Source organism: Siccirubricoccus deserti, from assembly GCF_014283215.1.
Classification (GTDB): domain Bacteria; phylum Pseudomonadota; class Alphaproteobacteria; order Acetobacterales; family Acetobacteraceae; genus Siccirubricoccus; species Siccirubricoccus deserti.
On record NZ_JACOMF010000020.1, the window covers coordinates 21,407 to 46,479 of the forward strand.

Below are 25,073 nucleotides of genomic sequence, written 5' to 3' on the forward strand. Positions count from 1 at the left end.
CTGACCGAGATTGGAGGACATCGCATGCTCGACCCTGAGACATTCGACCCGGCAGCGCATGTCGCGGCCGCCGGCCCGGCAGTGGGGCTTGCGTTGGACGCCGCAAGGCAGGCGCGGGTCGCCGCCGCCCTGGCCCTGGTGATCCGCATCGCCGCCCCGGCCCTTGCCGTCAGCCTACCAATCGAGGCCGAGCCGGCGCCGGTGTTCCAGCCATGAACGCGTTGGAGACCGCCGCGGGGATCCGGGCGCGGAAGGTCAGTGCCCGCGCCGTCACCGAAGCGGCACTGGACCGCGTCACCCGCCACAACTCCAGGATCAACGCCTTCACCGCCGTGCTCACCGAGCGTGCATTGGCCGAGGCTGATGCCCTCGACGCGCGCCTCGCCGCCGGCGAGCCCCCCGGCCCCCTGGCCGGCGTGCCCTTCGCCGCGAAGAATCTGTTCGACCTCGCCGGCATTCCGACCACCGCCGGCAGCAGGATCCGCCGGACCGCGGCGCCGGCCACACGGGACGCCTTTCTGGTGCGGCAGTTGAGCCGCGCCGGGGCGATCTGCCTCGGTGCGCTGAACATGGATGAGTTCGCCTACGGCTTCACCACCGAGAACTCCCATGACGGGCCGGCGCGGAACCCGCATGACCTGTCGCGCATCGCCGGGGGCTCCTCCGGCGGCTCGGGCGCGGCGGTGGCGGCGGGGCTGGTGCCGCTTTCGCTCGGGACCGACACCAATGGCTCGATCCGGGTGCCGGCGTCGCTGAACGGCATCTTCGGGCTGAAGCCGACCTATGGACGGTTGTCGCGGCACGGCGCCTTCCCCTTTGTCCATGCGTTGGACCATGTCGGCCCCTTTGCCCGCAGCGTCGCCGACCTCGCCGCCGCCTATGACGCGCTGCAGGGGCTGGACCCGGAGGATCCGGCGCAGAGCCCCGCCATGCCGGAGGCGGTGATGCCGGGCCTCGGCAGCGGCATCGCCGGGCTGCGGGTCGCCCGGCTCGGCGGCTGGTTCGGGCGACAGCAATCAGCCGCGGTACAGAGCGCGGTGGCGGCGGTTGCCGCCGGGCTCGGCGCCGACACGACGGTGGAATGGCCGATGGCCGAGGCGGCCCGCGCCGCTGCCTTCCTCATCACCAGCTCGGAAGGCGCGGCGCTGCATCTGCCGACCCTGCGCAGCCGGCTGGAGGATTACGAGCCGCTGATCCAGGACCGGCTGCTGGCCGGGGCGCTGCTGCCGGCGGCCTGGGTCAACCACGCCCAGCGGGTGCGGGCGGTGGCACGCGACACGATGCGGAAGCTACTGGCCGATTGGGATGTCCTGGTCGCCCCGGCGACGCCGGTGGCGGCGACGCCGATCGGCCAGGAGATGCTGGAGCTGGATGGGGTGCAGGTGCCGCTCCGCCCCTCCATGGGGCTGTTCACCCAGCCGATCTCCTGCCTCGGTCTGCCAGTGGTGACAGTGCCGGTGCCGCGGGCGGATGGCGTGCTGCCGGTCGGGGTGCAGCTGATCGGCAAGCCCTGGACCGAGGCACGGCTGTTCCGGACCGCGGCGGCGCTGGAGGCCTCCGGCATCTGCGCCGCGCCGGTGGCGGCGGGGTTCGGGTAGATCGGCTCCTGCGGCCGACGCTACAGCAGCCCTTCGCGGCGAAAGGAAAGCTGCCGGCCATTGCCGATGATGAGGTGGTCATGCACCACGATGCCGAACACCTTGGCCGCCGCGGCAATCTCCGCGGTCATGTCGATGTCGGCACGGGATGGCGAGGGGTCGCCGCTCGGGTGGTTGTGGACCAGGATCAGCGCCGTCGATTGCAGCTCCAGCGCCCGCTTCACCACCTCCCGCGGATAGACCGGGGTGTGGTTCACCGTGCCGCGGGCCTGCGCCTCATCGGCGATCAGCCGGTTCCTGCTGTCGAGGTAGAGCACATGCACATGCTCCACCCGTTCGCGTGACAGTGTGGCGGTGAGGTAGCTGATCAGCCGGTCCCAGCTGTTCAGTACCGGCTGGTCGATCACCTCGGCCCGGGCCAGGCGCAGCGCCGCGCCCTGCACGGTCTTCAGCGCGGCGATACCGGCCTCGCCCAGGCCCGGTATGGTGCGGAGCTCCAGCGCCGGAGCGGCGATCGCATTGGCGAAGCTGCCGAAGCGGCCGATCAGCGCGCGGGCGATCGGCTTGGTGTCGCGCCGCGGCAGGGCGACGAACAGCACGACCTCGAGCAACTCGTGGTCAAGCAGGGCGTCCGGGCCGGCGGCGAGCAGCTTCTGCCGCATCCGGGCGCGGTGGCCGAGATAGCCGGGCGGCGGCTCCTCCGCCTCAGCCGGCGCCGGCGCGGGGGTGACGACCGCCTCGGGCAGGGTGCCGCGGCGGGAGTCCAGTGCCAGCGCGGGCTGGAAGCCGAAGGGTGCCTCGGCCAGGCCCTGCCCGGAGCCGCGTCTTGCGGCCCTGGCCTTGCGGTCCACGGTATCGTCCATGGTTCATCCCCAGAACCGGACGAGTGTAGGTGAATGCCGGGAATGCACCAGGGGTTGCAAGGCGCCCGGCTACCCGAGTTGCTCCGGCCGAACACCACCCACCCCATGATCCGCCTCGGCGCAGCACGCCGGGCGGCCAGGACAGGCGGGGTGGAGGCAAGGCGGTACGGCCCAGGCCGGGCCGCCGAAGTCAGGTCGCGTAGGGCGGCCGGTGCAGCCCGGCGGGGGAGAGGGTGAACACCTCCACCCCCGTCTCGGTGACGCCCACCATATGCTCGAATTGCGCCGAGAGGCTGCGGTCCCGCGTCACCGCGGTCCAGCCATCGTCGAGGATCTTCACCTCCGGCCGGCCGGCGTTCACCATCGGCTCGATGGTGAAGAACATGCCGGGGGTGAGCTTCGGCCCCTCGCCCGGGCGGCCGAAATGCAGCACGTTCGGCGGCTCATGGAAGCGCCGGCCAATGCCATGGCCGCAGAAGTCGCGCACCACACTGAAGCGATGCCGCTCGACGAAGCTCTGGATGGCGTGGCCGATGTCGCCCAGGGTCGCCCCTGGCTTCACCGCGCCGACACCGAGCATCAGCGACTCATAGGTGACGTCGAGCAGCAGCCGCGCCTTGGTCGAGGGCTCGCCGGCGACGTACATCCGGCTGGTGTCGCCGTGCCAGCCGTCGAGGATCACCGTCACGTCGATATTGACGATGTCACCCTCGGCCAGCACCCGCTCGCCCGGAATCCCGTGGCAGACCACATGGTTGATGGAGGTGCAGATCGACTTCGGATAGCCGCGGTAGCCGAGCGGCGCCGGGACCGCACCATGCGCCAGCGTGTATTCGTGACAGATCCGGTCCAGCTCGCCCGTGGTGACGCCGGGGCGGACATGCGGGGTGATCATGTCGAGAGTTGCGGCGGCCAGGCGCCCGGCGCGGCGCATGCCGGCGAAATCCTCCGGCGAATGAACGGTAATGCGGCGTGCGTCGCCGCCGTGCTGCTCCATGGGATCCGGCTGTCTCTGCAAATAAGGGTTCACCCCAAGATGCGCTGTGGGGGAACCCGGTGCAAGCCAGTCCGCCATCGGGCTGACACGAAGCTGACAGCAAGGCTACGCCAGGCACCCGGGCGCAACCCTGGCCGGCGCAAACCCGGGGCACCATGGCTTTGCAGCTAGCCGAACCGAGGTTGGCGATAATCCGGACGAAGGTAAAAACTATCACACTTTAGGAATGATACGCCGCCCTGGCTTTCCGGCCGCGCCGGCGCCGCAGCGCGTTGACGGCGCAGCCCGGCGCCGGCATGTCCCGCCCCTGGGCGGGTTCGGCGATGCCCCACCGCGTCACGATGCGGTTCACTGGCCCGTACCGTCCCGAAGGGCCGGGCGGGCGCAAGAGATGTCAGGAAGCGGACGATGAAGATTTCGGATTTGGCGGCCCCGGCAGTGTCCCGCCGCGCGATCATGGCACTCGGCGCCCTTGCCGCCACCGGGGCGGCGGCCCAGACCGCCGGCTACCCCAACCGCCCGATCCGGATCATCGTTCCCTACACGCCCGGTGGCACCACCGACATCGCCACCCGTCTGGTCGGCGAGCCGCTGTCGAAGGTGCTCGGCCAGCCGGTGGTGGTGGAGAACCGCCCCGGCGCCAACAGCATTGTCGGCGCGGCTGCCGCCGCGACCAGCCCGGCCGATGGCTACACCATTGTCATGGTGCTACCGGCGCATGCGGCCAATGCGACGCTGCAGGCCGGCAAGATGCCCTTCGACGCGATCACCAGCTTCACCCCGCTGTCGCTGGTGGTGACGGCGCCGCTGGTGCTGGCCGGCAGCAAGCATGTGCCGGCGCAGACGCTGCGCGACTACATCGAATACGCCAGGAAGAACCCAGGCCGACTGAACTACGGCTCCAGCGGCATCGGCGCCACCGCCCATCTGGCGATGGAGCAGCTGAAGATGCAGACCGGCATCAAGATGGAGCACATTCCCTACCGCGGCACCCAGCCCGCGCTGCAGGACCTGATGGCCGGCAATATCGGACTGATGTTTGACACCTATTCGACGCTGAAGCCGCAATTCGAGGGCGGCAACATCCGCCCCCTCGGCATCGCCACCGCGGAACGCCCGGCCTTCGCGCCGGATCTGCCAACGGTCATCGAGGGCGGGATCGAGAATTTCGTGGCGAGTTCCTGGTGCATGCTGTTGGCCCCGGCCGGCACGCCGCAGGAGATCGTCGACCGGCTCGCCACCGAGGTCGGCAAGATCGTCCGCGAGCCGGCAATGGCCAAGCGGCTGCAGGACCTCGGCTTCGTTGTGGAAGGCCGCCCGCCAGCGCAGACCGGCGAATTCCTGCGCGCCGAGGTTGAGCGCTGGGGGTCGGTCATCCGCGCGGCGAATGTGACCATCGAGTAGCGCGGATCGCACCTTCCCCGTCATGCATGGGCTCGGCCCGCGCATCCTAATCCGCCGTGAAAACAGCAGCTTGGGTGATCGGGCCATGACGGGCTGCGGGGGGCGCTCCCGCCTGACCGAGGTATCCAGGGCCGGCTACAGGAAGCGCTGGATATCGAGCGTGCTCTCGCGGCCCAAGGCGGCGAAATGCGTCTCGAGGAAGCGCTCCGCCGCCTCCCGGCCGTAGCGCCGCAGGGTTTCGAGGAATTCCCAGTCGCCATTAAGCTTGGTCGAGAGCTTGAACTCCCGCATCCGCTCCTCATCCTCGATCACGTGCAGGAAGATGCGGCGGTAGCGCGGCTGCTCCAGCCGACCGGCGTCGAGCAGCCGCTGGACGAAGTCGATCGCCCGCATTTCCGACATCAACGAGGCATTGAAGCTGATCTCATTCAGCCGGTTCATGATGTCGGAGGGCGTGGTCGGCAGTTCCGCCCGCATGATGGCGTTGATCTGCACCAGCACGATGTCGGGCGCGCCGCGCTCATGATACAGCGGCCAGAGCGCGGGGTTGCCGAGATAGCCGCCGTCCCAGTAAGGCTCGCCATCGATCTCCACCGCGCGGAACACATTGGGCAGGCAGGCGGAGGCGAGGATGACGTCGGTCGTCACCTCGGTGCGGCTGAAGACGCGCGGCTTGCCGGTCCGCACATTGGTCGCCGAGATGAACAGCCGCGTCGCCTTCGGGTCGCGCTTCAGCCGCGCCTCGTCGAGGTTGTCGGCGATCACCTGGCGCAGCGGATTGAACTCCACCGAGAAGGGATTGAACTGGTAGGGCGAGAACACCCGGGTCAAGGTCTCGAAGGTCTGGTAGGCGAAGGAATAGGTCAGGTCGTGGCCCCAGATCGCCTTCTCGAATGGGGTGTTTCGCAAGGGGCTGACCGCCAGCCGCAGCGCCACGTCGCGCCACAGCTTCGCCAGCGCGGCGATGGCGCCAGCCCTTCCGCCCTCGGCCAGCCCCTGGACGAAGATCGCCGCATTGATGGCGCCGGCCGAGGTGCCGGAGACGCCGTCGATGCTCAGTCGGTCGTCCTCCATCAGCCTCTCGAGCACGCCCCAGGTGAAGGCACCATGGGTGCCACCGCCCTGCAGCGCGAGATTGATGCGCTTGGGCGCGACCGGCAGGGCGACCGCCGGGGCCGGCATCTCCCCCGACCTTCCCTTGGGCGGCGCGGTCGCGCCGTCCGCTGGATCCCGCATCAGGAGGCGAACCAGCCGCCATCGATCGAGAGCGCGGAGCCGTTCACCCCGCCACTGTTCGGACCGACGAGATAGAGCGCCATCTGCGCCACCTCCTCCACCTCGATCCAGCGCTTGGAAGGCTGGTGCTCCAGCAGAAGATCCTTCAGCGCCGCCTCCTCAGAGACGCCATGCTGCTTCGCCAGTGGCCCGACCTGCGCCTCGGCCAGCGGGGTGCGGACGAAGCCTGGGCAGATGGCGTTGCAGGTGATCGGCGTGCGGGCGATCTCGAGCGCTACCGTCTTGGTCAGCCCGACCACCGCATGCTTGGCCGAGACATAGGCTGACTTGTTCGGCGAGGCGACCAGCCCATGCGCCGAAGCGATGTTGACGATCCGGCCCCAGCCACGTGCCTTCATTCCCGGCAGCGCCGCCTTGATGGCGTGGAAGTTGGAAGTGAAGTTGATGGCGATGATGGCGTCGAACTTATCCTCGGGGAATTCATCGACCGGCGCGACGAATTGGATGCCGGCGTTGTTCACCAGGATATCGACACTGCCGAGCGCCGCCTCGGCGTCCTTCACCATCTGCCGCACCGCCTCGGGCTTCGACAGGTCGGCGGCGGAATAGGGCGCGTCGCCACCGCCCATGGCAGCGCCGACCTCGGCGCGGGCGCGGGCGATCTCCTTCGGCTTGCCGAAGCCGTTCAGCATCACCCGGGCACCGGCCTTGGCATACATCATCGCAATGCCTTGGCCGATGCCGCTGGTGCTGCCGGTGATCAGCGCGGTGCGGCCGGCAAGAACCTTCTCCATATCGTCGCTCCTCAGCATTGTCGGGGATGAAGGCTCAGGGCAGGTGCCTGAGCAAGGCAACAACGCGCTTCACGCCAGCGGACAGCAGCTTCGGCGCATAGTACTCGCCAGCGGCGCGCTTCGCCGCCTCGGCCAGGGTCGGATAGGGCAGCACCAGGCCGGCCAGCGCCGAGAGCGGCAGGCGGCGGCCGATCATCAGCCCGAACATGCCGGCCATTTCGCCGGCCCGCGGCGCCAGCACGCCGGCGCCAACCAGCCGGCCACGGCCATCCACCACCAGCTTCACCAGACCTTCCGGCCTGGCTTCGGCGATGGCGCGGTCGTTCTCCCCCAGCGGCCAGCGGTGGACCGCGAGGCCGGCGATGCCCCTCTCCCGCGCCTCCGCCTCGGTCAGCCCGACCTGGGCCAACTCGGGGTCGGTGTAGGTGACGCGCGGCAGGGCCGCGTAATCCACCCGGGTGAAGGGCAGCCGGAACAGCATCGAACGCACGACGATGCCGGCATGCTGGCTGGCGACATGGGTGAAGGCGCGCGGGCCGATGCCCTCAGGGTCGGCGATGTCGCCCACCGCCCAGACCCGGCGGTTGGAGGTGGAGCGCAGGTCGGCCTGCGTGGCAACGCCGCGTGGCGAGGCGGCAATACCGCCGGCGGCGAGGTCGAGGCTCGCCAGCCGCGGCGCCCGGCCGATCGCCAGCAGCAGATGGGTGCCGGCGATGCGGCTGCCATCCTCCAGCACCGCGACGACGCCGGCCTGCGGCGTCTCCGACCGCGCCTCCAGCGGCTCGACCGCCACCACCTTGGCGGCCTCGCGGATCTCGACGCCGTCCCGCAGCAGCGCGGCGCGGAGGCCCTCGACCAGCTCCGCATCCTCCCGCGGGGCGATGCGCGGCGCCGCCTCCAGCACTGTCACCAGGCAGCCGAGCCTTGCATGCGCCTGCGCCATCTCAAGGCCGATAGGCCCGCCGCCGAGGATGATGAGGTGGCCCGGCGGCTCCTCCAGTTCGAACAGCGTCTCGTTGGTCAGCCAGGGCACGCCGTCGAGGCCGGGGATGTCGGGGATGACGGCGCTGCTTCCGGCGGCGATGACGCAGCGACGGAAGCGCAGCTGCCGGCCGCCGACCTCCAGCGTATCGGGCGTGAGGAAATGCGCCGAGGCCTCGATGACATCGACCCCCATGCCACGGAACCGCTCGGCGCTGTCGTTCGGGGCGATGCGCTCGATGGCGCCGCGGACATGGGCGCGGACCCCGGCCCAGTCGATTTCCGGCGGCGGCAGGCGGATGCCGAAGCGGGCGGCGGCGCGCGCCTCGGCCGCCGCATGCCCGGCGGCGAGCAGCGCCTTCGAGGGCACGCAGCCGTAATTCAGGCAGTCGCCACCCATCCGCCCGCGCTCGATCAGCGCCACCTTGAGCCCGAGGTTGTTGCAGATGGCGGCAACAGACAGCCCTGCGGCGCCCGCACCAATCACCGCGACATCGACATCAGGCATTCATCTTCCCCTTACGGCCACGCCACCAGATGCCCAATAGCGACAGCGCCGCCAACCCCAGCAGCGGCAGCAGGATGCCAGGGGAGAAGATTACCGAGAGGTCGGGCCGGCCGCCGGCGTCGAAAACCTGGCCCAGCCCGGCGCCGATTCCGGCGAAAACCGCGGTGCCGGGGATGATGCCGAGGAAGGTGGCCGCGGCGAAGGGCGGCAGCGCCATCCCGGCCAGCGCCGGCGCCAGATTGACCAGCCAGAACGGCACCACCGGGATCAGCCGCAGCGACAGCAGGTACCAGAAGCCCTCCCGCGCCAGGCCCTCCCGCACCCGCCCCAGCAACGGCCCGGCCCTGGCCGCGAGGGTGTCGGCCAGGGCATAGCGGGCGGCGACGAACAGGACGCAGGCGCCGATCGTGGCGCCCGCCACCGCCGCGGCGGCGCCGAGCCAGGGGCCGAACAGGAAGCCACCGGCCAGGGTCATCACCACCGCTCCCGGCAGCGACAGCGCCACAACCACCACATAAAGGGCGACATAGGCCAGCACCGCCAGCACCGGCGATGCGGCGACGAAGCCGGCCAGCACCGCCCGCTGCGCCGCCAGCGACTCGAAGGACAGCACCCGGTGCAGGCCGAGGGCATAGGCGAGGCCCAGCGCGGCGAGGACCAGGGCGAGCGGCCAGAGGCGGCGCCAGGCGGCAGACAGGGGCATGACGGTCTCCGCTTCGCGGCGCAGCATGCAGGCGTTACGCCCCGCGGGCACGGCCGGCAATGGGGCGCCCACGGGCCGATCCGGCGCGCCACCACCACGTTGCGCCACCCGCCGCGATTGACGGCCCCCCTGCCCGGTCCCTATAGGTGCCCGCCTTCGCCGGGGCCCGATCGCAAGGGGCCGCCGGCCGTTCGCGATGCGCCCACCACCGGGCGCCGCGGGCGTATTCCCCTGTCGGAGACAGTGCCGTGAAGCGTACCTACCAGCCCTCCAAGCTCGTCCGGAAGCGCCGGCATGGCTTCCGCTCCCGCATGGCGACGGTCGGCGGCCGCAAGGTGCTGGCGACGCGCCGCGCCAAGGGCCGCGCCAAGCTCAGCGCCTGACAGCGACGGGGGATCTCGCCATGCCGGGCCGTCTACCCCGGCTGACCCGGCGCGGCGAGTTCCTTGCCGCCGCCAGGGCGGGCCGCAAGGCCGCCCGGCCGGGGCTGGTGCTGCAGGCGCTGCCGAAGCCCGGCGGCGTGCTGCGCTGCGGCTTCACCGCGACCAAGAAGATCGGCAATGCCGTGGCCCGCAACCGTGCCAAGCGCCGGCTGCGCGAGACCGCGCGGCTGACCCTGGCCGCACCCGCCACGGCCGAGGCCCTGTCCGGCTGGGATCTGGTGCTGATCGCCCGCGACGGCACCGCCACCCGCCCCTGGGACAAGCTGCTCGGCGACCTCCGCGGCGCGCTGCGCCAGGCGGGCGTGGGTCCTGGCACCATGCCGGGGGCCGAGGTGGCGCCGTGAGCGCCCCGGCCCAGGCGCTGCGCGGCGCCGTCATCGCTTATCAATGGACGCTGCGGCCCTTCATCGGCAGCCATTGCCGCTTCCATCCCTCCTGCAGCCATTATGCGCTGGAGGCCCTCGCCACCCATGGCGCGCTGCGCGGCGCCTGGCTCTCCGGCCGTCGCATCCTGCGCTGCAACCCCTGGCATCCCGGCGGCTACGACCCGGTTCCGCCGCCCGCCCCTGCCGAACGCGATCCGCGCCCGACCTCCGCGCCACCCGGCGCCGGATCGGCCGCCGGGTCACCTGACCGCCTCCCGGTCCGGACCGCCACGCCCTGCGGCGCGGCGGTCGTCGGACCGCCCGAACAAGGCTGATCAACGTCCCATGGACAACAAGCGCCTCCTCGCGGCGATCGCCATTTCCATCGGCATCCTGCTGACCTTCGAGCTGTTCAACCGCCCGGCCCGCGAGGCCCAGCTGGCGCAGCAGCGGCAGCAGGCCGAGCAGGTACAGCAGTCGCAGCAGGCGGCGCCACGCCCGGTCGGGCCGCTCGGCGCGCCGACCGATGCCTCTCCTGCCGCCGGCACGCCCCGCGCCCCGGGTGCGCGGCTGCCGGTGGACGGGCCGAAGGTACAAGGCACCATCAGCCTACGCGGCGCCCGGCTGGATGACCTGGTGCTGCGCGACTACCATGAGACGGTCGACCGCGCCTCCCCGCTGGTGCGGCTGCTCGCCCCGCGAGAGGGCGCCGCGCCCTACTACGCGCAATGGGGCTGGACCGCGGCCGATGGCCGCACCCCGGTGCCGGGCAACGATACCGACTGGCAGGCCGAGGGCGGCCGCCTTGCCCCCGGCAACCCGGTGACCCTGCGTTGGGACAACGGCCAGGGGCAGGTCTTCGAGATCGGCTTCGCGCTCGATGAGAATTACATGTTCACCGCCGAGCAGCGGGTCCGCAATACCGGCGCCGAGGCGGTGCAGTTGCTGCCCTGGGCGCGCATCCGGCGCGAGAGCACGCCGCCGACCCAGGGCTTCTACATCCTGCACGAAGGCTTCGTCGGGGTGCTGGATGGCCGGTTGCGGGAGATGTCCTTCTCCAGCGCCAAGGACGAGGCCGGCAAGCGTGCCGGCACCGCTTTCGACCTCGAGGCGCCGGGCGGCTGGTCCGGCTTCACCGACAAATACTGGCTGACCGCCCTTGCCCCGGTCGACCAGTCGGCCCGCTACCGGGTCAGCTACCGCGCTGTGCCGGAAACCGGCCCAAGGGGTCAGGAGGACCGCTGGCAGGTGGATTACACCCTTCCGGCGCCGGTCGAGGTAGCGCCGGGGGCGACCGCCGCCCGCCAGGCGCTGCGGCTCTTCGCCGGCGCCAAGGAGGTGCATCTGCTGGACGCCTATCGCGACCGCCTCGGCATCCCCGATTTCGACAAGGCAGTGGACTTCGGCTGGTTCTACTTCCTGACCAAGCCGTTCTTCCATGTGTTGCACTTCCTCGGCGTGAACCTTCACAATTTCGGCGTCGCGATCCTTGTTTTCACGCTGGGTTTGAAGATCCTGTTCTTCCCGCTCGCCAACAAGGCCTACAAGTCGATGAGCCGGATGAAGGTTCTCGGCCCGAAGATGCAGGAGATCCGCGAGCGGCATAAGGACGATCCGGCCAAGGCGCAGGCCGAGATGATGGCGCTCTACCGGACAGAGAAGATCAACCCGGCCTCCGGTTGCCTGCCCATCCTGATCCAGATCCCGGTGTTCTTCGCGCTGTACAAGGTGCTGTTCGTTACCATCGAGATGCGGCACGCGCCCTTCTTCGGCTGGATCCACGACCTCTCGGCGCCCGACCCGACAAACCTGTTCAACCTCTTCGGGCTCATCCCCTGGGACCCGATGACGTTGACCCATTATCTGCATATGCCGGCCTGGGCGCTGATCATGGGCGTGACCATGTATCTGCAGCAGAAGCTGAACCCGCAGCCGCCGGATCCGATCCAGGCCAAGATCTTCCAGTGGATGCCGGTCATCTTCACCTTCATGCTGGCCAGCTTCCCGGCCGGGCTGGTGATCTACTGGTCCTGGAACAACCTGCTCTCCATAGGCCAGCAATGGTACATCATGCACATGGACGCCAAGCGCGGCGGCGCCAGGCCCGCGGTGCCGGCACCGGTCGCGCCGCCCCCGGCGGCCGCCAAGCCGAAGAAGGGGTGAGCCGACAATGACCGGGGGTCCCGACCGGCCGCCGGACGCCGTCCCCAACCTCTCCGAGGCGCGGACGGAAGAGGATCGGGCGGCTTTGCTGGAAGCCGGGCGGCTGCTGTTCGCCCGGCCCTGCAACTTCTTCTACGCCGCGCAGCGGATCGACCAGCTGCCGCCGGTCGGCGGGCCGGAGGTGGCCTTCTGCGGCCGCTCCAACGTCGGCAAATCCAGCCTGCTGAACGCGCTGACCGGGCAGAACGCGCTGGCCCGCGTCTCCCATACCCCGGGGCGGACGCGGCAGCTCAATTTCTTCGACCTTGGCGAGGGACGGCTGACCCTGGTGGACATGCCGGGCTATGGCTACGCCCAGGCGTCCAAGAGCCTGAAGGCCGATTGGCAGGGGCTGATGTTCGATTTCCTGCGCGGCCGGCCGACCCTGCGGCGGGTGCTGCTGCTTCTGGATGCGCGGATCGAGACCAAACCCTCCGACCGCATGGCGATGGAGCTGCTGGACGACGCCGCGGTCTCCTTCCAGATCGTGCTGACCAAGGCCGACGACGCCAAGCCCTGGTGGCTGGAGCAACGTCGGCGCGAGGCGGAGCAGCTGGCACGCAGCCACACCGCGGGGCACCCGCTGGTGCTGGTGACGAGCGCCTCGACCGGCGCCGGCATGCCGGAGCTGCGGGCGGAGCTTGCCGCGCTGGCGGCATAGAGCCTGATCGCTGGAGGTTGAAACAACCGGAAGCGTGAATCGCGCGACCAACGAAGCTGGAGCCTGATTGCTTCGGCGCGAAGCAAGCAGATCCCTGTTTGCTGAGCGGATTCACGCCCCAGGGCGTTCATGCCCCGCCGCGATCCAGGGCGAAGCGGCGGCGCGTCACGCCAGTTCGCTGGCGGCCCGGCCGCCCTTCGCGCCCCGAGGCCAGGGCCCGTGGAGGCGGGCGCCCGCCTCAGGCGACCTCGGCCAACCTGGCACGATTGCGGCCATCGCGCTTGGCCATGTAGAGCGCGGCATCGGCCCGGGACAGCAGAATCTCCGGCGTCGCCGAATCGGCTTGGTCCAGGCTGGCGACGCCAATGCTCACCGTCACCCGGCTGCCGCAATGCGGGATGGCCAACGCCTCCACGGCCAGGCGCAGCCGCTCCGCAACCAGCATGCCCGCGCGGCCATCGGTGTCCGGCAGGATGACCGCCAGTTCCTCCCCGCCATAGCGGGCGATGATATCGCCGGGCCGGTGCTCCGCCTTCGCCACCGCCTGGGCCACGCGCCGCAGGCAGGCATCGCCGGCGATATGGCCGTGGGTGTCGTTGTACTGCTTGAAACGATCGACATCGACCAGCAGCAGGCACAACCGGCCGGAATTCCACCGGGCCCGGCTCCATTCCCGCGCCAGCGCCTCGTCGAAGCCGCGGCGGTTGAGCAGCCCGGTCAGGGCGTCGGTGCGGGCCATCGCCACCAGCCTGGCGTTGGCGGCCACCAATTCGGCATTGGTGCGGCCGACCTGCTCGACCAGCCTGCGGCGCTCCTCGGCCGAAACCAGCTGCGCCAGCGTCTCTGCAGCCCTCGTCCAGCCGATCCAGATGGACGCCACCAGCACCATGGCGGTGAAGGCGGCGGCACAGGTGTAGAGTGTCCCGCCGACCACAAGGCAGGCGCCCACCATCGGCAGCAGACCCAGCACTGGCACGCCATAGCTGGCTTCCGGCACCGGGCTGTTGCGCCGCGCGGCGTTGGTGAAGAACCGGCTCTGCGCAATGATGATGACCAGGTGGGTCAGCACATCGGGCTCGGTCACCACCACCAGCGCCACCACGCCCCAGTGCGCGCCGGTGGCCCAGGCGCCGAGCGCGTAGCGCCGGGCCCACAGACGCGGTGGATCCGCCGCCGGCCGGCGGTGATAGGCATGGGCCAGGCCCAGCCGGGCGCCGAAGATCACCGGCACCGCCATTGCCCATCCGAGCAGCCAGACGGCGTCGGTGCGCCAGTAGGCGAAGCCGCCCAGCGCGGTCATGGCTAGGCCGCCGAACGCCAGGATGAGCGTCTGGCGAAAAACCATGTCGGTGCGCTGCCAGGCGACGGCGTCCGTCATGGACGCAAGCCGCGCATCCTGCCGCATCCTGGTCCTGCCCCCCGCCATGCGACCTCACGCCGCGCAGATGCCGGCAATGCCGGTCTGCCACGCGGTGCCGGCGAGGTGTCCAGGCCGCCGGCGCCTTGACCCTCATCGCCCTGCACCCTAAGCCGCGCGCAAGTTCAGCGAAAGCCCGGCCGATGTCCGACGTCACCGACCCGATGCAGATCATCTCCGGCGCCCTGCCCTTCCTGAAGCGCTACGACGACCAGATCGTGGTGGTGAAGTACGGCGGCCACGCCATGGGCGAGGAGGCGACCGCGCTGCGCTTCGGCCGCGACATCGCGCTGCTGGAGCAGGTCGGCGTCAGCCCGGTGGTGGTGCATGGCGGCGGCCCGCAGATCAACGCCATGCTGAAGCGGCTGAACGTGCAATCCCATTTCGTCCAGGGGCTGCGCGTGACCGATGAGGCGATGCTCGACGTGGTCGAGATGGTCCTCGCCGGCCCGGTCAACAAGCAGGTGGCGGAGGCGATCACCCGCGCCGGCGCCATCGCAGTGGGCATCAGCGGCAAGGATGGCGGGCTGATCCGTGCCCGCAAGCTGACCCGCACGGTGCGCGACCCCGGCTCGAACATCGAGCAGGTGCTCGACCTCGGTTTCGTCGGGGAGCCGGAGGCGGTCGACACCCGCGTGCTGAAGCTGCTGATCGGTTCCGATATCGTGCCGGTGGTGGCGCCGGTCGGCATCGGCGCCAATGGCCAGACCTACAACATCAATGCCGATACCGTGGCCGGCGCCATCGCCGGGGCACTGGGTGCCGAGCGGCTGCTGATGCTGACCGACGTGCGCGGCGTGCTCGGCCCCGATGGGGCGCTGATCCCGGAGATGACGGTGGCCGAGGTGCGGGCCGGCATCGCCGCCGGCTGGATCTCGGCCGGGATGATCCCGAAGGTCGAGACCTGCATCTACGCCATCGAGCAGGGAGTGAAGGGCGCCGTCATCCTCGACGGAAGGGTACCGCATGCGGTGCTGCGCGAGCTGTTCACCGATGGCGGGGCGGGAACGCTGATCAAGCCGTAGCAGGCTGCCGGAAGGCACCCTTGGGCTTTCGAGAGGGGCGGAGCCCCTCTCGCGCTCTCCCGCCGAAGGCTGAAGGGGCTTTGGAACCGAGGGAGGCTACAGGGTTTCGGAGGCCTTGCCGCCCTCGATGAGGGGGAAGGGGGTGAGGTGAACCTGCCCTACCCCGCACCGACCGCGATATTGTCCAGCAGCCGGACGGTGCCGAGCTTCGCCGCGGCGATCAGCCGGCCCGGCGCCTTATCCGTCTCGCGCAGCGTCTCCGCCTCGACCAGCGCCAGGTAGTCCACGCCGAAGCCCGCGGCGGTCAGCGACTGGCGCGCCTCCGCCAGGGCGGTCGCCGGCGCGGTGCCGGCCAGCATCGCCGCGGCCGCGGCCTGCATCGCCCGGTGCAACCGTGGCGCCAGGGCGCGGGCAGCCGGATCGAGGAAGCGGTTGCGGGAGGACATCGCCAGCCCATCCGCCTCCCGCACCGTCGTCCCGCCGACAATCCGCACCGGCAGGTCGAGGTCGGCGACCATGCGGCGGATCACCTGATACTGCTGCCAATCCTTCTCGCCGAACACCGCGACGGTGGCGCCGGTCTGGCTGAACAGCTTGGCGCAGACCGTGGCGACGCCGCGGAAATGGCCAGGGCGGGCGGCGCCCTCCCAGCCTTCGGAGGGGCCGAGCACCTCGATGGTGGTGGCCCGGCCGGGCGGGTACATCACCTCGACGCTCGGCAGCCAGGCGAGGTCGCAGCCGGCGGCCTCCAACTGGGCCAGATCACCAGCCTCGTCGCGGGGGTAGCGGGAGAGATCCTCCTGCGGGCCGAATTGCAGCGGGTTGACGAAGATCGAGGCGGCGACACGCGGCGCCTCCCGCCGTGCTGCGGCGATCAGCGAGAGGTGGCCGGCGTGCAGCGCCCCCATGGTCGGCACCAGGGCCAGCGGGCCGAGCTCGGCACGGGCGGCGCGCAGGCTGGGCAGGTCTCGGACGATCTTCATGCAATTCTCCTGCAGGCCATGTGCGGCAGAGCGCGTTGCGCCGCAAGCCCGCGGGGGCCATGGTCCGCCGCCCATGACAGACCCCAGCACCGCGCGCCCCCTCCTCCGCCTGCTGCCCGGCCATGACCGCCGGGTGAAGGCGGGCCATCCCTGGGCCTTCTCGAACGAGATCGCCATGACACCGGCCGCCAAAGCCCTACCGCCCGGCGCGCCGGTGCGGCTGGAAGGCGATGACGGGGTCAGGCACGGCACCTGGCTGTTCAACCCGCACAGCCTGATCGCTGCCCGCCGGCTGGACGCCGATCCGGCCGCGCCGCTCGACGCCGGCTGGTGCCGTGCCCGGCTCGGCGCCGCGCTGGCGCTGCGGGAAAAGCTCTACCCCGGCACGCCCTATTACCGGCTGGTGCATGCCGAGGCGGATGGCTTGCCCGGCCTCGTCATCGACCGCTACGGCGATGCGCTGGCGCTGCAGGCGAATACCGCCGGGATGGAATGGCTGACGCCGGCGCTGGTCGAGGCGCTGGAAGGGCTGCTCGCCCCCCGCCTCATCATCGCCCGCAACGATGCCTCGGTGCGGGGGCTGGAAGGGCTGGCGGAGGAGGTGAAGCCGCTGCGCGGCACGCCCGGGCCGGTGCGGGTGGAGGAGGCCGGGCTCGGCTTCTCCGTCGACCTGCTGGCCGGGCAGAAGACCGGCTGGTTCTTCGATCAACGGGAGAACCGCGCACGGGTGGCGCGGCTGGCGGCCGGGGCGACAGTGCTGGACGCCTTCTGCCATACCGGCGGCTTCGGCCTGGCGGCGGCGGCGGCCGGGGCGGAGCAGGTGACCCTGCTCGACCGCAGCGCCCCGGCGCTGGAGCTGGCGCTGGCGGCGGCGCGCGACAACGGGCTGGCGGAGCGTGTCTCCGCCACCCGCGGCGAGGCGCTGGAGACGATGGAGCGGATGGTCGGCAGCCGCACGCGCTTCGACATCGTCGTCGCCGACCCGCCGGCCTTCGCCAAATCGCGCAAGGACCAGCCGGCGGCGCTGCGCGGCTATGGCAAGCTGGCAAGGCTGGCGGCCGGGCTGGTGGCGCCGGGCGGGTTCCTCTTCATCGCCTCCTGCAGCCACCACGTCAGCCCCGGCGAATTCGCCGATGCGGTGATCGGCGGGCTGGTTCGCACCCGGCGGGAGGCGAAGCTGCTGGTGCAGAGCGGCGCCGGGCCGGACCATCCGGTGCATCCGCTGCTGCCGGAGAGCGCCTATCTCAAGGGGCTGCTGTTCCAGCTCGGATGAGCACCGCCCCTGCCCGGCTGCAGGCGGCCTATCGTCGCAGCATCTACGCGGCGGCTGGGGCCGAGGCGCGCATCGGCCGGCGCAGCCCGGCGGTGGATGCGCTGCTGCGCCGGCTCGGCGCGCGCCAGGGCGGCTTCGTGACGGCGTGGAATCCTTACAGCCGACGCATGCCACCAGGATGGAATGCACGGATGCTCGCGCGTCTGCGCACGGCGGCACGGAGACTGCCCCAGGCGGAAGGCGAAGGCGGCCATGGAAGGTGGCGGGAACGGCACCTGCTGCTCGCCGGAGATCCGCATCGGCTGACGGTGCTGGCGCGGCGGTTCCGCCAGGCGGCGATCGTGGTGGTGCGCGAGGACGCGCCGGCGCGGCTGGTGGTGCTGCGGTAAGCCAGCGGGTTCAAGGGTCAACTGGAGGGTGGGGCCGGCGGCGGCCAGCCCCCGACTTTCTTCCCTCGGGCCATGCCGGGCGGCCAGTGATCACGCCGCCGCCGGCCCACCCGCCGCATCGGCGAATTCGAATATTCCCGAACTCCGAAGCAGTGCCAGAGCAACTGAGCGCAATACGCTTTGGGGTATTGGAGCGCCTCGGTAATAGAATTTCTGATGATCGTTACGGCTCGGCGTTTTGCACAGCCTCGACCCGGAGCGGTCCTCCGCAAGGCGAGCGTTGTCATTGGCTGCCCCGCGGTGGCCTGCCCGGGCAGCGGAATGCGTCATCCGGAACTTACTGACTGTGGCTTCGTTGGCCGCTCACGCTATGCCGCGCGCGCGGCTGGACCGTGCAGCAAGAGGACCCGCCGTGTCTGCCACCTTTGCCCCAGCTCTGCAGAGGCCGCTCCATCCGCTGCACGCCATCCTGCTCGCCTTTCCGCTACCGCTGTTCTTGGGCGCGCTGCTCAGCGATCTCGCCTACTGGAAGAGCTTCCATGTGCAGTGGGCCAACTTCTCGTCATGGCTCATTGCCGGCGGGCTGCTCGTAGGCAGCTTTGCCCTGCTCTGGGCGCTGATCGACCTGATCCGTAGCGGAACGGCACGCCGGAGGCGCGCGGCCATCTACTTTGTCGTGCTGCTCGCCATGTGGGTGCTCGGTCTGGTTAATGCCTTCGTGCACGGCAAGGACGCCTTCGCGATCATGCCAGAGGCGCTCTACCTGTCGGCGGTCGTGACGCTCCTCGCGCTCGTCGCGGCCTGGATGGGGTATTCCGGCTACCAGTCCAGGGGAGTGGTCTGATGCATCCGGCCTTCCTGGTCGCCGTGGCAGCCGTTGCGCTTGCAGGCTGCGACGGCGAACCCGTTGCAGAGCAGCGGGGCTCCGACCCACAGCTGCCCGCCCCACATCGCGGCCTGCTGCCCGACATGGCTATCCCGCGGCCAGCCGCCTGGGGCAGCGATCTCCCGACCGTGCCGCAGGGCTACAGGATCCAAGCCATCGCCACGGATCTCCGGATTCCGCGGCAGACGCTGGTGCTGCCCAATGGCGACATCCTGGTGGCGGAGGGAGCGGGCGGCAACGCGCCTGCTCTCCGCCCGAAGGATATCATTGCGGGGTACATCAAGAGCCTGGGCAAGACGTCGGTGCCCGGCGGCAATCGGCTGACGCTGCTGCGTGACGCCGATGGCGACGGCACCTACGAAACGCGGGGCGCCTTCGCCGACAATCTCAACGCGCCCTACGGCCTCGCCTTGGTCAATGGCGTTCTCTATGTCGCCAACCAGGATGCGCTGGTGCGCTTCGACTATCGTGACGGGCAGACCGAAGCGAGTGGGCCGCCGACGAAGGTCACGGACCTGCCCTCGGCCATTAACCATCACTGGACGAAGTCGCTGGCCGCCAGCCCCGACGGCCGGTTCCTGTATGTCGGCATCGGCTCGAACAGCAACATCACTGAACGCGGAATGGAAGCCGAGGTCGACCGGGCCATGATCTGGCAAATCGACGCGGAGACGGGCGCGCACCGGCCCTACGCCACTGGCCTCCGCAACCCGACCGCCCTCGCCATCCAGCCTGGCACAGACCGGCTCTGGGCGGTCGTGAACGAGAGGGACGAGATCGGTCCCAACCTCGTTCCGGACTATCTGACCTCGGTGCGCGAGGGCGGCTTCTATGGTTGGCCTTACAGCTACTGGGGCCAGAACCTGGACACGCGCGTGCGGCCACAAGACCCGGAGAAGGTCGCCGCGGCGATCCGTCCAGACTACGCCCTCGGGTCGCATGTCGCCGCGCTGGGCTTGGCGTTTTCGAGCCAAGCCGTGGGTCCGCAGTTCACCGAGGGCGTCTTCGTCGGCGAGCACGGGAGCTGGAACCGCACCGAGCCTGTCGGCTATCGGGTTGTCTTTGTGCCGTTCCGCGACGGCCGGCCCGCCGGCGAGCCGATCGACGTCGTGTCCGGCTTCCTGACCGGCGACGGCAATGCCCGCGGCCGGCCGGTCGGGGTCTCGGTGGATCCGCGGGGCGCCCTGATCGTTGCCGACGATCTGTCGAACACAGTCTGGCGGGTGACCGTAAGCCGGTGACCTTGTCGCTCGGGGCATAGCCCGAGGCGACAGGAGCCCTACGCGTGCCGCCGGGGATGTAAGGCAAAGCGATGTCGGGCGGCCAAAGCCCTGGCCCCACCCAACCCAGGCCCCTCCCATGACCCACTGCCGGTGCGACCGCAAACGTGAACCGCCGCATCCCGCCCGAAGCGGACCAACGAGCAGGCGTACCAGCGATGGAGGGGTTGAACTGGGCTTAGGCCGCTTTGCAGACCAAGCATGGCGGAGCACGTCGGCGCATCCCCTTCAGAGCGGAGGCTGCACCGGTCGAACAACTCGCCTTCGAGAGTGACAAAGAACGCGATGAACCTGCTCTCGCTGCGAGAAGCGGCGGGGCACCACCACACATCGATGCACCAAGGTGGAGGCGCGTAAGGACCGGGTCGCTGCCGCCCTGCGTTCAGCGGCGGGAGCGGCGGCCTGGTGGGCGCTTCGCCGGTGACTTGGACCGCGTTGCCGTTGGGGCGGTGAGAATGGGCTCGGCTGCGGGGATGCCATCTGTCCCAACGTAACGCTGGAGCGTCGCGCCGGCGGCGACGTGCGGAAAGGCCTGGGCGCCTTTCGGCCATGTTCTCGCGAAGGCAGCCACCTCGGCGTGATCTTGTCTGCGGATGGTCTGGACGAGAAAGAACGCCGCCTGGGCCGGCCGCAGCCGCTGCTGGCGCAGCAGGTGATGATGCCATTCGCGGGTGCGCAGGGGACACCAATCCACCAAGGCTTCCTGCAGGGCTCGGCGTACCTCGACCGGTAGTTCCTCATACGCCCGGTAGGCATCACCCTTCAGCTTGCTGTAGGGCTTGGTCGCCGTGCTGTTGTCCATACCTGCCTTCTACCGAAGGGAAGACCTCCGGAAAACCGTAGCGCCAACCGCTTGGTGCTCGGCACCTATGCCGCCACGCTAGACTAGGTCGCGGTTCTGCCCGTGGCTAGTCGCCCCCAAAAACCGTCCGGCAACGCCATTTCCCCTCCGCATGAGGGTGAGAAACGACATCCAGGCCACCCAGCAGCCAAGCGCGTCAGCCAGTCAGCAGGTTACGCAAGGGAGCCAAGGGAAGACGCTTACCCGAAGACCCTGACCGAGCCGCCCATTTGGAACCACCCGGCGTCGCCGACCCGACCAAAGGTCAGCTTCCCACCCAGGCGCTCGTTCGCCAGGGCGCTTGGCATAACCTGGGGTTGCGAGGAACAGGTAGCGGCCGACCGGGGAAACTCCCAGGGAAACAGGGAAACCGGCGCTGCTAAGCCCTTGAAATGGTGGGCGCCGTAGGATTCGAACCTACGACCCGCTGATTAAGAGTCAGCTGCTCTACCAACTGAGCTAGGCGCCCATCCGTGGGCGCTTCATAGCCGCCGCCACGGCTTTGTCTACCCCTTGATGCGCAATCGTGCTCCCCGACGCCCCGAAACCGCCGCAGCGCCATCCCGTACCCTGCCCGATGCCGGGCTGCGGCGGGCCGCGTCCAGATGAGAATATACTTCGCCGTAACGCGGCTTGGCCCGGGCATCGCGGCATTCGGGCCCATGATCCGCCCTACTCCCGCGCCGGCCCGAACTCGGCGTCCCGGTGCACGAAGACCGACAGCAGCAGCCCGAACCCCAACATCGTCGTCAGCATCGCCGACCCACCATGCGAGATCAGCGGCAGCGGCACCCCGCCCACCGGGATAGATCCTGTGACCATCGCCACGTTCACGAAGACATAGAGGAAGAAATTCGTCCCCAGCCCTACCGCCAGCAGCCTCCCGAACTGGTGCCGGCAGCGCAGCGCCACGGCGAAGCAGAACAGCACCACCAGCGCCAGCAGCCCCAGCACCACCAGCGCCCCTACCAGGCCGAATTCCTCGGCGATCATGGTGAAGATGAAATCGGTCTGCTTCTCCGGCAGGAAGTTCAGGTGCCCCTGCGTCCCCTGCAGGAACCCCTTCCCCCACAACCCGCCAGAGCCCAGCGCGATCTTCGACTGGATGATGTTGTATCCCGCCCCCAGCGGGTCGCTCTCCGGGTCGAGGAAGGTGGTGATCCGGGCCCGCTGGTAATCGTGCAACTGCCGATAGGCGATCGGCGCCGCCAGCCCGGCCCCGGCCAGGATCAGGGCGAATTTCCATATCCGAACGCCAGCGGCGAAGAATACCGCCCCACCCACCATGGCAGTGATCAGCCCGGTGCCGAGGTTCGGCTGCTTCAGGATCAGCCCGACCGGCACCAGCACCATCAGCACCGGCGGCACCAGGAACAGCGGATTGCCGATCCGCTCCCAACTCGCCCGCTGGAACCAGGCGGCCAACCCCAGCACCAGCATGATCTTCATCAGCTCGGACGGCTGCAGCTGCAGCGGGCCGATGTCGATCCAGCGCTGCGCCCCCTTCCCGACATTGCCGTGCAGCAGCACCAGCACCAGCAGCGCCACGCCGCCGAGGTAGCCGACCCAGGCGAAGCGGGCGACAAAGCGGATGTCGATCAGTGCGATGCCAAGCATCAGCACCAGGCCGAAGCCGAAACGGATGGCATGCTTCGCCGCATAGGCCTCCGGCCCGCCACCGGCCGAGTACAGCGCCACATAGCCCACCGCGGCGACGGCGCAGAGCAGCAGCACGAAGCTCCAGGGGATCAGCCAGAGCTTCTGCAGGATCCCGGCGCCACGATCCCGCGTCAGCAGCCGGCGCTCGAAGGTCCCGCTCATGGCTTGGCCTCGGCCATCCGCGGCCCCGGCCCGGTGCGGAAGCGGTTCATCACCTCCACCATCACGTCCCGCGCCAACGGCGCCGCGGCGCCGGAGCCGCTCATGCCATGCTCCACCACCACGCTGACGGCGTAGAGCGGGTTGTCATAGGGCGCATAGGCAACGAACAGCGCATGTGGCCGCCACTCGCGCGGCTGGTTCTCCACCTTGAATCCCCGCTCCCGCTGTTCCCGCGTCACCCGCCGCACCTGCACCGAGCCGGTCTTGCCCGCCATCATGCCGAGCGCCGGCGGCAGGCGGCTGGTGCGGGCGGTGCCGCCCTCCTCGTTCACCACCGCCCACATGCCCTCTCGCATCAGCCGCAGGTCTCGCTCGGGGATGCCGAGGCTGGGCCAATCCTCCGCCCTGGTGCCGCGCACTGGCCGGCCGCCGATGCTGTGGGTCAGGTGCGGCTGCACCGCCCGGCCGGTGGCCAGCCGCGCCGCCATGGTGGCGAGGCTGAGCGGCGTCAGCTGGTAGAAGCCCTGGCCGATGCCATGCACCACGGTATCGCCCAGCGCCCAGGGCTTGCCCTGCGCCTGCCGCCAGGCCCGCGTCGGCACCAGCCCGCGGCGGGTCCCCGGCAGCTCGATCTCGAGGTCGACGCCGAGGCCGAAGCGGTTGGCCATGGCGGCGATGCGGTCGATGCCGGTGCGCTTGGCAAGTTCGTAGAAATAGACATCGCAGGAAAGTTTGATGCCGCCGCGCATGTCGACGCCGCCGTGCCCCTGACGGTTCCAGCAATGGAAGCGGCTGTCGCCGAGATCCATGTAGCCCGGGCAGCCCACCCGCTCGCCCGGGGTCACCACCCGCGCCTCCAGCGCCGCCAGCGCCACGATCATCTTGAAGGTGGACCCCGGGGCGTAGAGCCCATTGGTTGTCTTGTTGATCAGCGGCGTCGCCCGGTTGCGGGTCCATTCCCGCCATTGCGCGGCGGAGACGCCGGCGTTGAACAGGTTGGGGTCGAAGGAGGGCTGCGAGGCCATCGCCAGCACCTCGCCATTGCGGGCGTCCAGCACCACCACGCTGGTGCCCTCCTCGATCCTGCCGCGGATCGCTTTCTGCAGTTCGGCATCGGCCGAGATCTGCACATCCAGGCCCGGCACGCCCTCCCGCCGCTCCAGCTCACGGATCACCCGCCCGACGGCGTTGACTTCCAGCTGCACCGCCCCGGCGCGGCCGCGCAGCGCCTGGTCGTGATGGCGTTCCAGCCCGGCGCGGCCGACACGGATGCCGGGCAGTTCCAACAGCGGGTCGCCATCCATGTCGCGCTCCGCCGGCGGGGCGACATAGCCGACCATATGCGCCAGATGCTCGGCTTCCGGGTACAACCGCGTGGTGCCCACGTCGATCAGGATGCCGGGCAGGTCGGGCGCGTTGACCTCGATGCGCGCCATCTCCTCCCAGCTCAGGAATTCCCGCACCGTGACGGGGATGAAGCGGCGACGGCGGCGCAGCTCGCGCTCGATCCGTGCCCGCTCATGCTCCTGCAGCGGCACGATGCGGGAGAAGGTCTCGAGCGTGGCGCCGACGTCCTGGGTCTGCTCGGCCACCAGCAGGGCGCGCCAGTTCAGCTTGTTGCCGGCGACGACCCGGCCCTCGCGGTCCAGCACCCTGCCGCGCGGTGGCGGGATCAGTCGGGCGGAGACGCGATTCTCCTCGGCCAGGGTCGCGTAGCGCTCGCCCTCCTCCGACTGCAGCCGGTACAGCCGGGTCGCCAGCAGGCCGAACAGCCCAAGCTGGCCAAAACCCAGCGCCACCGCCCGGCGGGTGAAGATCCCGCGCCGCTGCTGCTCCTCCCGCCGCACGCCTTTCATCCGGCGCTCTCGGCGTGGATCATTGCCTTCTGCACCACACTGAGCAGCCCGGCGAGCACCGGGTAGAGGCCGGCGCTCAGCATCACCTGCACCACCCCCGGCATCGCCGGCGGCACCCGCCAGCCGAGCAGTGCCTGCAAGGTCCAGCCGAGCGCCGCAGCTCCAGCGGCAAAGCCGCAGAAGGCCAGCCAGACCGCCAGGAAGGATTGCCGCGCCAGGAAGCGCCGCCAGCGGGTGGCGAAGCCGTAGACCACCAGCAAGATCAATACGCCGGAGCCAAGCGGCGCCGCGCTCAGCAGGTCCAGCAGCAGTCCGAGGCCGAAGACCGCCGGCGGCGGCATCGCCGCGGGGCGGAACACCGACCAGAAGAAGATACAGGGCAGCGCCGCCGCCGCCACCACCCCAGGCATGCCGACCGGTACCGCCGCCAGCGCCAGCAGCAGCGCGGTCGAGGCGCTGGGGAAGGCGGCGCGGGCCAGCGCATCCACCTGCCGCAGCAGCCCGGGCGAGGGCTCAGGGCGGCCTTTCATTCTGGCGTGCAGATAGG

The 25,073-nt window shown here is 70.1% G+C and carries 24 protein-coding genes, 1 tRNA gene and 1 pseudogene; 13 read left to right on the forward strand and 13 right to left on the reverse strand.

Translation table 11 applies throughout. The features are described 5' to 3' along the window. Nucleotides 1-24 precede the first annotated feature (24 nt). Nucleotides 25-216, forward strand: a complete 192-nt coding sequence (locus H7965_RS16380; protein WP_186771669.1) for an AtzG-like protein — start codon at nucleotides 25-27, stop codon at nucleotides 214-216. Next, on the forward strand, nucleotides 213-1,598 hold the full coding sequence (locus H7965_RS16385; protein WP_186771670.1) for an AtzE family amidohydrolase: 1,386 nt from the start codon (nucleotides 213-215) through the stop codon (nucleotides 1,596-1,598). Before H7965_RS16380 ends, H7965_RS16385 begins: the two co-directional genes overlap by 4 nt. 20 nt (nucleotides 1,599-1,618) lie before the next feature. On the opposite strand, the gene radC is transcribed toward H7965_RS16385, so the two are convergent. Further along, a complete protein-coding gene (radC, locus tag H7965_RS16390) occupies nucleotides 1,619-2,461 on the reverse strand; it encodes a RadC family protein (RefSeq protein WP_186771671.1) in 843 nt (280 codons plus the stop codon). 190 nt (nucleotides 2,462-2,651) lie between these two features. Beyond that, nucleotides 2,652-3,458, reverse strand: a complete 807-nt coding sequence (map, locus tag H7965_RS16395) for a type I methionyl aminopeptidase (protein WP_186771672.1) — start codon at nucleotides 3,456-3,458, stop codon at nucleotides 2,652-2,654. Between the two features lie 408 nt (nucleotides 3,459-3,866). Here map and H7965_RS16400 point away from each other — a divergent pair, with 408 nt between their 5' ends. Continuing rightward, nucleotides 3,867-4,862, forward strand: coding sequence for a Bug family tripartite tricarboxylate transporter substrate binding protein (locus H7965_RS16400; RefSeq protein ID WP_186771673.1), 996 nt, complete (start codon nucleotides 3,867-3,869; stop codon nucleotides 4,860-4,862). Nucleotides 4,863-4,997: 135 nt separating this feature from the next. Here H7965_RS16400 and H7965_RS16405 read toward each other — a convergent pair whose 3' ends face one another. The 4 genes from H7965_RS16405 to H7965_RS16420 are packed head-to-tail and all read right to left on the reverse strand — an operon-like array spanning nucleotide 4,998 to nucleotide 9,084. Then, nucleotides 4,998-6,044 (reverse strand): patatin-like phospholipase family protein, encoded by a 1,047-nt coding sequence (locus H7965_RS16405; RefSeq protein WP_186771674.1) that lies wholly within the window; start codon nucleotides 6,042-6,044, stop codon nucleotides 4,998-5,000. Between the two features lie 53 nt (nucleotides 6,045-6,097). Further along, nucleotides 6,098-6,892, reverse strand: a complete 795-nt coding sequence (locus H7965_RS16410) for a 3-hydroxybutyrate dehydrogenase (protein WP_186771675.1) — start codon at nucleotides 6,890-6,892, stop codon at nucleotides 6,098-6,100. 34 nt (nucleotides 6,893-6,926) lie between these two features. Beyond that, nucleotides 6,927-8,381, reverse strand: a complete 1,455-nt coding sequence (locus H7965_RS16415; protein WP_186771676.1) for a dihydrolipoyl dehydrogenase family protein — start codon at nucleotides 8,379-8,381, stop codon at nucleotides 6,927-6,929. Further along, on the reverse strand, nucleotides 8,374-9,084 hold the full coding sequence (locus tag H7965_RS16420) for a TVP38/TMEM64 family protein (protein WP_186771677.1): 711 nt from the start codon (nucleotides 9,082-9,084) through the stop codon (nucleotides 8,374-8,376). Before H7965_RS16420 ends, H7965_RS16415 begins: the two co-directional genes overlap by 8 nt. Before the next feature lie 248 nt (nucleotides 9,085-9,332). Between H7965_RS16420 and rpmH the strand changes: the two genes are divergently transcribed. The 5 genes and pseudogenes from rpmH to yihA all read left to right on the forward strand — a co-directional run bounded on the left by rpmH (nucleotide 9,333) and on the right by yihA (nucleotide 12,755). Then, on the forward strand, nucleotides 9,333-9,467 hold the full coding sequence (rpmH, locus tag H7965_RS16425; protein WP_186771678.1) for a 50S ribosomal protein L34: 135 nt from the start codon (nucleotides 9,333-9,335) through the stop codon (nucleotides 9,465-9,467). A 20-nt stretch (nucleotides 9,468-9,487) separates the two neighbouring features. Further along, entirely contained in the window at nucleotides 9,488-9,871 is a 384-nt protein-coding gene (gene rnpA, locus H7965_RS16430) for a ribonuclease P protein component (RefSeq protein WP_186771679.1), read from the forward strand. Next, nucleotides 9,868-10,086 (forward strand): annotated as a pseudogene (gene yidD, locus H7965_RS31985) (membrane protein insertion efficiency factor YidD); the annotation flags it as partial. The gene rnpA and the pseudogene yidD, both read left to right, overlap by 4 nt. A 151-nt stretch (nucleotides 10,087-10,237) precedes the next feature. Then, nucleotides 10,238-12,055, forward strand: coding sequence for a membrane protein insertase YidC (gene yidC / locus H7965_RS16440; protein WP_186771681.1), 1,818 nt, complete (start codon nucleotides 10,238-10,240; stop codon nucleotides 12,053-12,055). 7 nt (nucleotides 12,056-12,062) lie between these two features. Then, nucleotides 12,063-12,755: a ribosome biogenesis GTP-binding protein YihA/YsxC gene (gene yihA / locus H7965_RS16445; protein WP_186771682.1), complete on the forward strand. Its 693-nt coding sequence runs from the start codon at nucleotides 12,063-12,065 to the stop codon at nucleotides 12,753-12,755. Between the two features lie 238 nt (nucleotides 12,756-12,993). On the opposite strand, the gene H7965_RS16450 is transcribed toward yihA, so the two are convergent. After that, a complete protein-coding gene (locus tag H7965_RS16450; protein WP_186771683.1) occupies nucleotides 12,994-14,133 on the reverse strand; it encodes a GGDEF domain-containing protein in 1,140 nt (379 codons plus the stop codon). A 182-nt stretch (nucleotides 14,134-14,315) separates the two neighbouring features. Here H7965_RS16450 and argB point away from each other — a divergent pair, with 182 nt between their 5' ends. Then, entirely contained in the window at nucleotides 14,316-15,197 is an 882-nt protein-coding gene (gene argB / locus H7965_RS16455) for an acetylglutamate kinase (protein WP_186771684.1), read from the forward strand. Between the two features lie 158 nt (nucleotides 15,198-15,355). On the opposite strand, the gene panC is transcribed toward argB, so the two are convergent. Then, nucleotides 15,356-16,180, reverse strand: coding sequence for a pantoate--beta-alanine ligase (panC, locus tag H7965_RS16460; RefSeq protein ID WP_186771685.1), 825 nt, complete (start codon nucleotides 16,178-16,180; stop codon nucleotides 15,356-15,358). A 73-nt stretch (nucleotides 16,181-16,253) separates the two neighbouring features. Here panC and H7965_RS16465 point away from each other — a divergent pair, with 73 nt between their 5' ends. From H7965_RS16465 to H7965_RS16480, 4 genes are all read left to right on the forward strand, one after another. Next, a complete protein-coding gene (locus H7965_RS16465) occupies nucleotides 16,254-17,453 on the forward strand; it encodes a class I SAM-dependent rRNA methyltransferase (protein WP_186771686.1) in 1,200 nt (399 codons plus the stop codon). Beyond that, the gene (locus H7965_RS16470; RefSeq protein WP_186771687.1) at nucleotides 17,450-17,842 is read left to right on the forward strand and encodes a DUF3293 domain-containing protein; all 393 of its coding nucleotides are present in this window, start codon (nucleotides 17,450-17,452) and stop codon (nucleotides 17,840-17,842) included. Before H7965_RS16465 ends, H7965_RS16470 begins: the two co-directional genes overlap by 4 nt. A gap of 412 nt (nucleotides 17,843-18,254) precedes the next feature. Further along, on the forward strand, nucleotides 18,255-18,686 hold the full coding sequence (locus H7965_RS16475) for a DUF2231 domain-containing protein (RefSeq protein ID WP_186771688.1): 432 nt from the start codon (nucleotides 18,255-18,257) through the stop codon (nucleotides 18,684-18,686). After that, entirely contained in the window at nucleotides 18,686-19,969 is a 1,284-nt protein-coding gene (locus H7965_RS16480) for a PQQ-dependent sugar dehydrogenase (protein ID WP_186771689.1), read from the forward strand. Before H7965_RS16475 ends, H7965_RS16480 begins: the two co-directional genes overlap by 1 nt. Nucleotides 19,970-20,390: 421 nt before the next feature. Here the strand turns inward: H7965_RS16480 and H7965_RS16485 are convergent, their stop codons facing one another. From H7965_RS16485 to H7965_RS16505, 5 genes are all read right to left on the reverse strand, one after another. Then, the gene (locus H7965_RS16485; RefSeq protein ID WP_186771690.1) at nucleotides 20,391-20,810 is read right to left on the reverse strand and encodes a DUF6525 family protein; all 420 of its coding nucleotides are present in this window, start codon (nucleotides 20,808-20,810) and stop codon (nucleotides 20,391-20,393) included. Nucleotides 20,811-21,242: 432 nt separating this feature from the next. Then, nucleotides 21,243-21,318 (reverse strand) — tRNA-Lys (locus H7965_RS16490). 203 nt (nucleotides 21,319-21,521) lie between these two features. Further along, the gene (gene rodA / locus H7965_RS16495) at nucleotides 21,522-22,670 is read right to left on the reverse strand and encodes a rod shape-determining protein RodA (protein ID WP_186771691.1); all 1,149 of its coding nucleotides are present in this window, start codon (nucleotides 22,668-22,670) and stop codon (nucleotides 21,522-21,524) included. Continuing rightward, nucleotides 22,667-24,526: a penicillin-binding protein 2 gene (mrdA, locus tag H7965_RS16500; protein ID WP_186771692.1), complete on the reverse strand. Its 1,860-nt coding sequence runs from the start codon at nucleotides 24,524-24,526 to the stop codon at nucleotides 22,667-22,669. Before mrdA ends, rodA begins: the two co-directional genes overlap by 4 nt. Continuing rightward, nucleotides 24,523-25,056: a rod shape-determining protein MreD gene (locus H7965_RS16505; protein WP_186771693.1), complete on the reverse strand. Its 534-nt coding sequence runs from the start codon at nucleotides 25,054-25,056 to the stop codon at nucleotides 24,523-24,525. The genes mrdA and H7965_RS16505 overlap by 4 nt, the downstream gene beginning before the upstream one ends. Between the last annotated feature and the right edge of the window lie 17 nt (nucleotides 25,057-25,073).

Bases quoted from the DNA above. Each gene is read 5' to 3' on its own strand.
- H7965_RS16380 (WP_186771669.1), top strand. From the start codon at position 25: ATGCTCGACCCTGAGACATTCGACCCGGCAGCGCATGTCGCGGCCGCC.
- H7965_RS16385 (WP_186771670.1), top strand. From the start codon at position 213: ATGAACGCGTTGGAGACCGCCGCGGGGATCCGGGCGCGGAAGGTCAGT.
- radC (WP_186771671.1), bottom strand. From the start codon at position 2,461: ATGGACGATACCGTGGACCGCAAGGCCAGGGCCGCAAGACGCGGCTCC.
- map (WP_186771672.1), bottom strand. From the start codon at position 3,458: ATGGAGCAGCACGGCGGCGACGCACGCCGCATTACCGTTCATTCGCCG.
- H7965_RS16400 (WP_186771673.1), top strand. From the start codon at position 3,867: ATGAAGATTTCGGATTTGGCGGCCCCGGCAGTGTCCCGCCGCGCGATC.
- H7965_RS16405 (WP_186771674.1), bottom strand. From the start codon at position 6,044: ATGCCGGCCCCGGCGGTCGCCCTGCCGGTCGCGCCCAAGCGCATCAAT.
- H7965_RS16410 (WP_186771675.1), bottom strand. From the start codon at position 6,892: ATGGAGAAGGTTCTTGCCGGCCGCACCGCGCTGATCACCGGCAGCACC.
- H7965_RS16415 (WP_186771676.1), bottom strand. From the start codon at position 8,381: ATGCCTGATGTCGATGTCGCGGTGATTGGTGCGGGCGCCGCAGGGCTG.
- H7965_RS16420 (WP_186771677.1), bottom strand. From the start codon at position 9,084: ATGCCCCTGTCTGCCGCCTGGCGCCGCCTCTGGCCGCTCGCCCTGGTC.
- rnpA (WP_186771679.1), top strand. From the start codon at position 9,488: ATGCCGGGCCGTCTACCCCGGCTGACCCGGCGCGGCGAGTTCCTTGCC.
- yidC (WP_186771681.1), top strand. From the start codon at position 10,238: ATGGACAACAAGCGCCTCCTCGCGGCGATCGCCATTTCCATCGGCATC.
- yihA (WP_186771682.1), top strand. From the start codon at position 12,063: ATGACCGGGGGTCCCGACCGGCCGCCGGACGCCGTCCCCAACCTCTCC.
- H7965_RS16450 (WP_186771683.1), bottom strand. From the start codon at position 14,133: ATGACGGACGCCGTCGCCTGGCAGCGCACCGACATGGTTTTTCGCCAG.
- argB (WP_186771684.1), top strand. From the start codon at position 14,316: ATGTCCGACGTCACCGACCCGATGCAGATCATCTCCGGCGCCCTGCCC.
- panC (WP_186771685.1), bottom strand. From the start codon at position 16,180: ATGAAGATCGTCCGAGACCTGCCCAGCCTGCGCGCCGCCCGTGCCGAG.
- H7965_RS16465 (WP_186771686.1), top strand. From the start codon at position 16,254: ATGACAGACCCCAGCACCGCGCGCCCCCTCCTCCGCCTGCTGCCCGGC.
- H7965_RS16470 (WP_186771687.1), top strand. From the start codon at position 17,450: ATGAGCACCGCCCCTGCCCGGCTGCAGGCGGCCTATCGTCGCAGCATC.
- H7965_RS16480 (WP_186771689.1), top strand. From the start codon at position 18,686: ATGCATCCGGCCTTCCTGGTCGCCGTGGCAGCCGTTGCGCTTGCAGGC.
- H7965_RS16485 (WP_186771690.1), bottom strand. From the start codon at position 20,810: ATGGACAACAGCACGGCGACCAAGCCCTACAGCAAGCTGAAGGGTGAT.
- rodA (WP_186771691.1), bottom strand. From the start codon at position 22,670: ATGAGCGGGACCTTCGAGCGCCGGCTGCTGACGCGGGATCGTGGCGCC.
- mrdA (WP_186771692.1), bottom strand. From the start codon at position 24,526: ATGAAAGGCGTGCGGCGGGAGGAGCAGCAGCGGCGCGGGATCTTCACC.
- H7965_RS16505 (WP_186771693.1), bottom strand. From the start codon at position 25,056: ATGAAAGGCCGCCCTGAGCCCTCGCCCGGGCTGCTGCGGCAGGTGGAT.